The organism is Streptomyces sp. NPDC090442 (assembly GCF_044769405.1).
Lineage (GTDB): Bacteria > Actinomycetota > Actinomycetes > Streptomycetales > Streptomycetaceae > Streptomyces.
In genome coordinates this window covers 1-1,718 of the sequence record NZ_JBIVXW010000237.1, presented here as the reverse complement: position 1 = coordinate 1,718, position 1,718 = coordinate 1, and the positions used below count along the sequence as shown (strand labels likewise).

1 pseudogene is annotated in these 1,718 nt (G+C 63.6%); it reads left to right on the top strand.

The window, feature by feature from the left end:
• Positions 1 to 747: 747 nt before the first annotated feature.
• Positions 748 to 1,599 (top strand): annotated as a pseudogene (locus ACIQU6_RS44690) (reverse transcriptase domain-containing protein); the annotation flags it as partial.
• Positions 1,600 to 1,718 lie beyond the last annotated feature (119 nt).

Sequence of the window (1,718 nt, the reverse complement as noted above, 5' to 3'; positions counted from 1 at the left end):
CACAGCCGCGACAGGCCCGCACCCGTCAACATCCCGGTCACCGTGCGTCGCCCAGTCTGGGCGGCCATCCCGGCCGCCAGATGGCAGAACGTCTCAAACGAATGCTTCGTGAAGCACGGACGAGTGACCTGAAGGACAAGCAGCAACGACGCCGGTAACGTCATCCCCGGAACCATCAGCGGCAACTCCTCGCACCGAGGCGGTTGGATCATTCACCGCTGATGGTTCTTCACATCCAGCCCAACCAGCCGCACATCAGGCCCAGCTCACCCGGACGGGAAGCAACCACTCTCTTCAAGATCGCAATTCGCTACAAAGCCGAGACAGGAAGGTGCACGCGAGAAATCAGTGCCTGACGCCCCGTAATTACGACACCGGCTCGAACCTGGCGGATCTGGGCCGGACGCAGTGCACGACCACCAGCGCTCTTCGGTGGTCGACTCCGAAGCCGACTCCACGTATCGGTGGGGAGGCCACGCTGAAAGTCTGCGGCGTAGGCGTGGCGATGCTGCCGGGGTAGAGCTGGGCACCTCACCTGTCGATCGATTCGTGGTGAACGTGGGAACTGTCCGCGGTCGCCCCTATATCGGACATCCAGTCCGATCAGGGGCAGGCCCATCGCCGGCTGATGGCCGTCGGGCAGGACGGAGGCTCCGTAGTACTCCGAGGCCGGGAAAGCCGGTCACATGGGGAAGGGGGCCAGCAAGTTAGCAGTAAGGAGACTGGAATGCCAGGAGGCTGTCGCCGGTGAATACCGACGAGCTGGAATGGGCCTTGATGAAGGCCGAACGCCGGGTACTGGAGATCCAGACCAAGCTGCACCGTTGGGCTGTCGATGATTCTCATCGCAGGTTCGACGACCTGTTCAACCTCGTGGCCGATCCCGCCTTCCTGTTGGTGGCGTGGGACCGTGTCCGGGGAAACAAGGGTGCCCGCACGGCCGGAGTGGATGGGAAGACCGCCCGCTCCATCGAAGCCGGGCAGGGAGTCGAGGCGTTTCTCGACAGGCTGCGGACCCAGGTCAGAGACCGCAGCTTCCATCCGGTTCCTGTCCGCGAGCGGATGATTCCCAAGGCGAATGGCAAGCTTCGTCGTCTCGGGATTCCGACCGTGGCGGACCGAGTGGTTCAGGCGTCCTTGAAACTGGTGCTGGAGCCGGTATTCGAAGCGGATTTCCTCCCGTGTTCCTATGGGTTCCGCCCGAACCGCCGAGCTCACGATGCGATCGCCGAGACTCGCTACCTCGCCAGCCACGGATACGAGTGGGTGGTGGAGGGCGACATCACGGCGTGCTTCGACGAGATCGCGCACCCGGCCCTCATGGAGCGGGTGCGAAATCGAATCGGGGACAAGCGGGTGTTGTCCTTGGTGAAGGCGTTCTTGAAGTCCGGGATCCTGTCCCGTGACGGAGCCTTCACGGACACACGCACCGGGCCCCCGCAGGGCGGGATCCTGTCGCCGCTGCTGGCCAACATCGCACTCTCGGTCCTGGACGAGCACATCGCCCAGGGCCTCGGAGGACCAGATGGCACCTCCGAGGATCGACGCAGGAGACGGCGCCGAGGACTGCCCAACTACCGGCTGGTCCGGTATGCCGATCTATGCCGAACTCGGCATAGGTCTGCTTATGCCGCACGTCGGGTTATGCCGACCGCGGAGGCGAGAGCGTGACGGACCTGCAGTCCAGTTTTTGAAAGTTCAGCATAATCGGCGTCCAC